At 69.9% G+C, this 6,081-nt stretch carries 5 protein-coding genes; 1 reads left to right on the top strand and 4 read right to left on the bottom strand.

Features of this window, described 5'->3' with window-relative positions:
- Positions 1-204: 204 nt before the first annotated feature.
- The 4 genes from IEZ15_RS43255 to IEZ15_RS43240 all read right to left on the bottom strand — a co-directional run bounded on the left by IEZ15_RS43255 (position 205) and on the right by IEZ15_RS43240 (position 4,599).
- Positions 205-1,044, bottom strand: coding sequence for an SDR family NAD(P)-dependent oxidoreductase (locus IEZ15_RS43255; RefSeq protein WP_189282412.1), 840 nt, complete (start codon positions 1,042-1,044; stop codon positions 205-207).
- 155 nt (positions 1,045-1,199) lie between these two features.
- Positions 1,200-2,045: an amidohydrolase family protein gene (locus tag IEZ15_RS43250; RefSeq protein ID WP_189282411.1), complete on the bottom strand. Its 846-nt coding sequence runs from the start codon at positions 2,043-2,045 to the stop codon at positions 1,200-1,202.
- Positions 2,042-3,229 (bottom strand): mandelate racemase/muconate lactonizing enzyme family protein, encoded by a 1,188-nt coding sequence (locus IEZ15_RS43245; protein ID WP_189282410.1) that lies wholly within the window; start codon positions 3,227-3,229, stop codon positions 2,042-2,044. Before IEZ15_RS43245 ends, IEZ15_RS43250 begins: the two co-directional genes overlap by 4 nt.
- Entirely contained in the window at positions 3,229-4,599 is a 1,371-nt protein-coding gene (locus tag IEZ15_RS43240; protein WP_189282409.1) for an aspartate aminotransferase family protein, read from the bottom strand. The genes IEZ15_RS43245 and IEZ15_RS43240 overlap by 1 nt, the downstream gene beginning before the upstream one ends.
- Before the next feature lie 290 nt (positions 4,600-4,889).
- Between IEZ15_RS43240 and IEZ15_RS43235 the strand changes: the two genes are divergently transcribed.
- The gene (locus tag IEZ15_RS43235) at positions 4,890-5,747 is read left to right on the top strand and encodes an IclR family transcriptional regulator (RefSeq protein ID WP_189282408.1); all 858 of its coding nucleotides are present in this window, start codon (positions 4,890-4,892) and stop codon (positions 5,745-5,747) included.
- The last annotated feature ends 334 nt before the right edge of the window (positions 5,748-6,081 follow it).

The following is a 6,081-nucleotide window of genomic DNA, read 5'->3' as shown; positions in this document are numbered from 1 at the left end:
CGACGGTGCGGCCTCGGCCGAGCCGGCGGCCACGGCCGAACCGGCCATGACCAGACCGGCCAGCCCCGAAGCCCGCAACAGAGTACGACGGGACGAAGCGGAGGACGAGGCGGAGGACTTGGCTGGGGACGATGCATGGACGGCCATGGCGGAGGTACTCCTCGCGTTGTCGATGCGTGCTCGATGAGGACCGGTCGGTCGCAGTCAGATCGTGTTGCGGTACGGCGGCATGAATCGCATGCGCGGCATCTGGTCGGCGAGGACTCCCCCGTCGACGACGATGCGCGCCCCGGTGAGGTACGCCCCGGCATCCGACGCGAGCAGCAGCAGTGCGCCCACGCATTCGTCCGGCTGCGCGTACCTGCCGAGCGGGATCCGCTCGCGGTACGCGGACTCGAAGGCCTCCCGGTCGAAGGGGAATTCGCCGTCGATGGGGGTCTCGACCATGCCGGGGGCAAGGGTGTTGGCGGTGATGCCGTGCGGGGCGAGCTCGACCGCCAGGGTCTCGGTCAGCAGTTGGGCGGCGGCCTTGGAGGCGTTGTAGTGGGCCAGGCCCGCCTCCGCCACCAGGGCGTTCTTCGACGTAATGGTGATGATGCGGCCGGCGACGGTGTCCGCTGTCATGTGTTCGGCGATGCGCTGGCTGAGGAAGAAGACGGCGTCGACGTTGACCCGCATAATGTGCGACCAGCTTGCGGGGGTGATCTCGTTGAAGCGTTCCAGTGCCGCCGTTCCCGCGTTGTTGACCAGGATGTGCAGCGGTCCTGCCTCGGCGCGTACGGCATCGACGAAGCCGGGCAGCGCGTCGATGTCCGCGAGGTCCTGACCGTAGGTGCGGACCTGTCGGCCGAGCGCCCGGGCGGCCGCCGCGGTCTCGGCGACGCCGTCGGCACCGGGCAGGTCGACGAGAACCAGATCGGCACCCGCCTCGGCGAGGCCGACGGCGAAGGACCGGCCGAGGCCCCGGGCGGCTCCGGTCACGACCGCGGTGCGGCCGGTCAGGTCGAAGCGGTCACTGCCGCGGGGCGGGACGGCTGCGGTCATGGCGGGGGTTCCTCCAGGCGGAGAGGTACGGAGAAGGGCGGGCCGCCGCGCAGGGACACAGGGTGGGAGCGCGGCGGCCCGGCTGCCGGTACGGCGCCCGGATGACGGGGGGGGCGACCCGTGCGCCGTACCGGCAGGTATGCGGGACGGCCCGGTCAGCCGTTCAACCCGAGCAGGTCCAGCGACGGCCGGTGGATGATCTCCTCCACCGCGCCCGCATCCAGCGGCGGCAGTCCGGGGATGCCGGGGATGCGGGCGATCTCCCGCAGCCCCTTCACCGAGTCGTCGACCGTCGTGAACGGGTAGTCGCTGCCGAACATCAGCTTGTCGAAGACCCCGTAGTCCTGGACCAGCCGGAGGCTGTGCCAGAGCTGGAAGGGCCGGTAGTGCAGGGCGCTGATGTCCGCGTACACGTGCGGGTGCTTGCGGATGACCGCGATGCACTCGCCCTCGAAGGGGTGGCCGAGGTGGGCGAGGACCATCCGCAGCTCGGGGTGCCGGATGGCGACTGCGTCCAGGTGCCGGGGCATCGCCCATTCCAGCGGCGCGTTCGACACAAAGGTCGTGCCGGTGTGGACGAGGAGCGGAAGGCCGTGCCGTTCGGCGTAGCCGTACAGCTCGTCGTACTCCTCGGCGGCCGGGTCGAAGCCCGCGTACATCGGCATCAGTTTGATGCCGCGCAGTCCCAGCTCCTGGTGGCCGTAGCGGAGTTCGTCCTGCCAGCCGGGCTGGGTGGGGTCCAGGGAGAGGTAGCCGATCAGCCGGTCGGGGTGCGCTCCGGCGTACGAGGCGACGGCGGCGTCGTCGACCCAGAGGCCGCTGCGCCGCGCCTTGCCGCCGACGACGATCGTGCGGGTGCCCTCGGGTGCCGTTGCCGCGTACTCCTCCCACTTCACCGTGAGGTCGACCTCGCCCGCGTGGGCGCGGGCGGAGTCGGACTTGAACGGGTCGGTGAAGTCGTGGCTGTGCCGGAAGAGATGCGAATGGACGTCGACGATCATGTCCGGTTCCGCTTCTCCCAGCCGTCCGCGAACATGTTCCAGAAGCGGTGGCTGGGCGGGTGTTCCTCGAATACCTCGTCGACGAGCTCGACCCCGAGTCCCGGGGCGGTCGGCAGGCCGATGCGGCCGTCGACGATCGGGAGGGTGCCCTTGAGGGCGTCGAAGACGTAGTCCTCAAGGAGCCCGTCGAAGGTTTCGAGGATCTTGAAGTTGGGGATTCCGAGCGTCGCGTGCACCGAGACGGTGGTGCAGAGCGGCGAGTTGGAGTTGTGCGGGGCGACGAGCATGCCATGGGTATCGGCGATCGCGGCGAGCTTCCTGACCTCGGTGAAGCCGCCGGCCATCGAGAGGTCGGGCTGGATGATGTCGACCGCGTCGGTGGCGAAGAGCTGCTTGTACTCGTAGCGGTTGTGGAAGTGCTCACCGCCGGAGATCGGGAACGCCGCGCGCTGCCGCAGTTCCGCGTAGCGCTCGATGTGGGTCCAGGGCATCGGCTCCTCGAACCAGCCGATGTCGAAGGGCTCAAGCTCCCGGACGAGCCGGGCCGCGGTCGGCATGGCGAACCGGGCGTGGCCCTCGATGAACAGGTCGACGTCCGGGCCGATGGCTTCGCGGACGGCGGCCACGAGGTCGACGGAGCGGCGCAGTTCGGCGCGCTCCAGCTCGTGCAGCCCGGGGCCGAACGGGTCGAACTTGAGGGCGGTGAAGCCCTTCGCAACGGTCTCCCTGGCCTTGGCCGCAAAGGTCTCGGGCTCGCGCTCGCCGGTGTACCAGCCGTTGGCGTAGACGCGTACGTCGTCGCGGCAGGCGCCGCCGGTCAGCCGGTAGGCGGGGACGCCGAGCGCCTTGCCCATCAGGTCGTACATGGCCTGGTCGAGGCCGGACAGGGCGACGCCGCCCATGTCGCCGCCGCGCAGGAAGTCGCCCTGGTAGACGCGGAGCCAGAGCTCCTCGATGTCGAAGGGGTCGGCGCCGATGAGGTGGCGCTGCGCGAGGGCCTCGGTGAGGGCGCAGACCTCGCTGACCCGGTAGGGGTGGGTGATCTCGCCGATGCCGGACAGGCCCTCGTCGGTGTGGACCCGGACATAGCCGAAGTCGCGCCAGGAGGTGCCGAGCATCAGGGTCTCGACGCGGGTGATCCGGCCTGCGGGGCCCGCCGGGCGGGTGCGGTTGACGGTCAGCATCAGCGGGTCGCTCCGCCCATGGTGGAAGTGTTCTCCAGGTCGCGCGCGCCGCCGTCGGCGAGAACGGCCTTGACCGCGGCCTCGGTGCCCTCGATCAGACGGTCCACGTCGGCGTCGGTGTGGGCGTAGCTGATGTGGCTGCGCTTGAGGTTGAGCGGCAGCTCGAACAGGCCGTGGTCGAGGAGCCTGCGGCGGTAGCCGACGAACAGCGAGGCGTCGTTGTTCAGCAGGTCCGCGTAGGTACGGGGGGCCTCGCCCGGCATGAAGTAGCTGACGAAGACGGAGCCGTAACCGGTGACGACGGCGGGGACGCCGAGGCGCTCGTACAGTCCGGTCAGTTCGCTGCGGACACGGTCGCCGAGCCGGAAGACGTGCTCGTGGACCGGCTCCTCGCGCAGCTTTCGCAGGGTGGCGAGGGCGGCGGCGACGACCAACGGGTGGCCGTTGTACGTACCGGCGAAGAAGGCGGGGGCGCCGGGGCGGGTGGAGAAGAGGTCCATCAGGTCGGCGCGGCCGCCGATCGCGCCGACGGGGGCGCCGTTGGCGATGGCCTTGCCGAGGGTGGTGAGGTCGGGGGTGATGCCGGAGATCTTCTGCCAGCCACCGATGTCGTGGCGGAAGCCGGTGATGACCTCGTCGAAGATCAGGACGCTGCCGGCCTTCGTGGTCTCCTCGCGCAGCGTGGTGAGGAACTCCTGGTACGGCAGGAGCGCCCCGACGTTGTGCGGGACGGGCTCGACGATCACGGCGGCGATGTCGGAGCCGTGCTCGGCGAAGGCGCGGCGGACGGCCTCGCTGTCGTTGAACGGCAGGACGAGGGTGGCTTCGAGGACCTCGGGCAGGATGCCGGTGGAGATCGGGTCGTGGCCGCCGACCTTCTCGGGCGCGGAGATGACGTTGAGGCTGACGGCGTCGTGCCAGCCGTGGTAGCAGCCCTGGAACTTGACGACCAGGCGGCGGCCGGTGGCGGCGCGGGAGACGCGCAGCGCGTGGAACGTGGCTTCGCTGCCGGTGCTGGTGAGCAGCACCTTCTCGATCGAGGGAATCAGCTCGGCGAGCTGTTCGGCGAGGAGGACCTCGCCCTCGGTGACACCGACGCCCATGTGGCCGAGGGTTGCGCCGGCCTCGGCGGTGGCGCGGGCCACGTCGGGGTCGTTGTGACCGAGCAGCGGCGGGCCGAACGCCGAGTGGAAGTCGGTGTACTCGCGTCCGTCGGCGGTACGGAACCGTGCGCCGTCTGTTCCGGTGACGACCAGGTCGGTCAGTCCGGGAACGCTGCGCTGACCGCTGTTCACACCGCCGGGTACGACCTGGCGGGCGCGCTCGGCGAGTCGGGCTCCGGATTCGTTGCCTACCGGGCCTGAACTCATATCGCTTGCTCCTTGCGTCGAAAGTCGTCGGTTTCGCAGGCCCTGCCCGGCCCGTGAGTCCCTGGCGCCATCCGCCCGGCAGTCGCCGCAGGAAGAGGGTGATCCGTGGTGCTTGGGTGGTGCGTTTTCGCTTTTTCTGAACACTGTTCTGTAGAGCAGAACAGTGCCTGGATATTACGTGCGGCGCCAGGGCCGGTCAACCCCTTTCCGGACACCAGAAGGCCCGTTCCCAGACCTTCTTCACAGAGAAAGCGCCATCCGGCCCCCTGGAGGCACTAGGCTGTTCTGCTATGACGAACAGTGCTGCCCCAGAAGAACCGAAGTACTGGGTCAAGAGCGTGGCCAGGGCAGCGGACATCCTCGAAGCGCTCGCCGCCCCCGCACAGGGGAACGGCCTGAGCGTCACCGAGGTCGGCCAGGCCTGCTCCATCTCCAAGAGCGCCGCCTTCGGCATGCTCCAGACCCTGCGTGCCTACGGCCTCGTCTCGGACGACGGCGAAGGCATGAACCGCCGCTACCGGCTCGGCATGAGCCTGGCCCGGCTCGGCGACCGGGCCCGCTCCCAGGTGTCCCTGCGCGGAGTCGCCCACCCCGTCCTGCGCGAACTCACCCGGACCACCGGCATGGCGTCCAGGCTCGCCGTACCCGAGGACGGCCATGCGGTCGTCGTGGACCAGGTCGAGCTCGACCAGCGCGTCCGGCTCGATCTTCGGATGGGGCAGCGCGAGCTGCCGCACTGCACGGGCCTGGGCAAGGCGCTGCTCTCCGCCGTACCGCAGAGCGAGGCCGCCGCGGTCGTCGAGCGGTTCGGCCTGCCCCGTCGTACGTCCCGCACGATCACCGACCCGGCCACCTTCCTGTCGCATCTGCGCGACATCGCCCGGGTCGGCTACGCCCTGGACGACGAGGAGGACGCCGAGGGCATCATCTGCATCGGGGCACCGGTCTTCGACGACCGTTCGGTGTGCGCCGGAGCCATCTCCATCACCGGCCTCAAGCTCGGCCTGCCGGCCTGGCGCTACCAGGAACTGGGCGGCCAGGTACGGGACGCGGCGCGGCGGATCAGCGTCTCGCTGGGCTGGGTCGACGACGCGGAGAACGACACCTCCGACACCGAAGCGTCGCATTCCGACGAATTCAGGTCTTGACCAATCGGCGTAACCCGCCGTAGGTTCCCTGCCAACCGCGGTGACGCTCATTCGTCACCGGCGATTTACCCCTTCCGGTCCGCTTCCGGCGCCTGCCCACCGCGTCGTGAACATCCGACGGCCGGATCCTTTTCAGCCATCCGCCTCATGGCAGTCCACCGCAGGAACGCTCCCTCGTTTTCGGCACTTCTCGGAAGGCGAAGTCCGCATGAGCGTTCCGCACCCACACACCTCCGCTTCGTCCCGTCGTACTCTGTTGCGGGCTTCGGGGCTGGCCGGTCTGGTCATGGCCGGTTCGGCCGTGGCCGCCGGCTCGGCCGAGGCCGCACCGTCG

This window comes from Streptomyces atratus (assembly GCF_014648655.1).
GTDB classification, from domain to species: Bacteria; Actinomycetota; Actinomycetes; order Streptomycetales; family Streptomycetaceae; genus Streptomyces; species Streptomyces atratus.
Note: the sequence above shows the minus strand (reverse complement) of the source record. Positions and strands in the feature narration are given on the sequence as shown.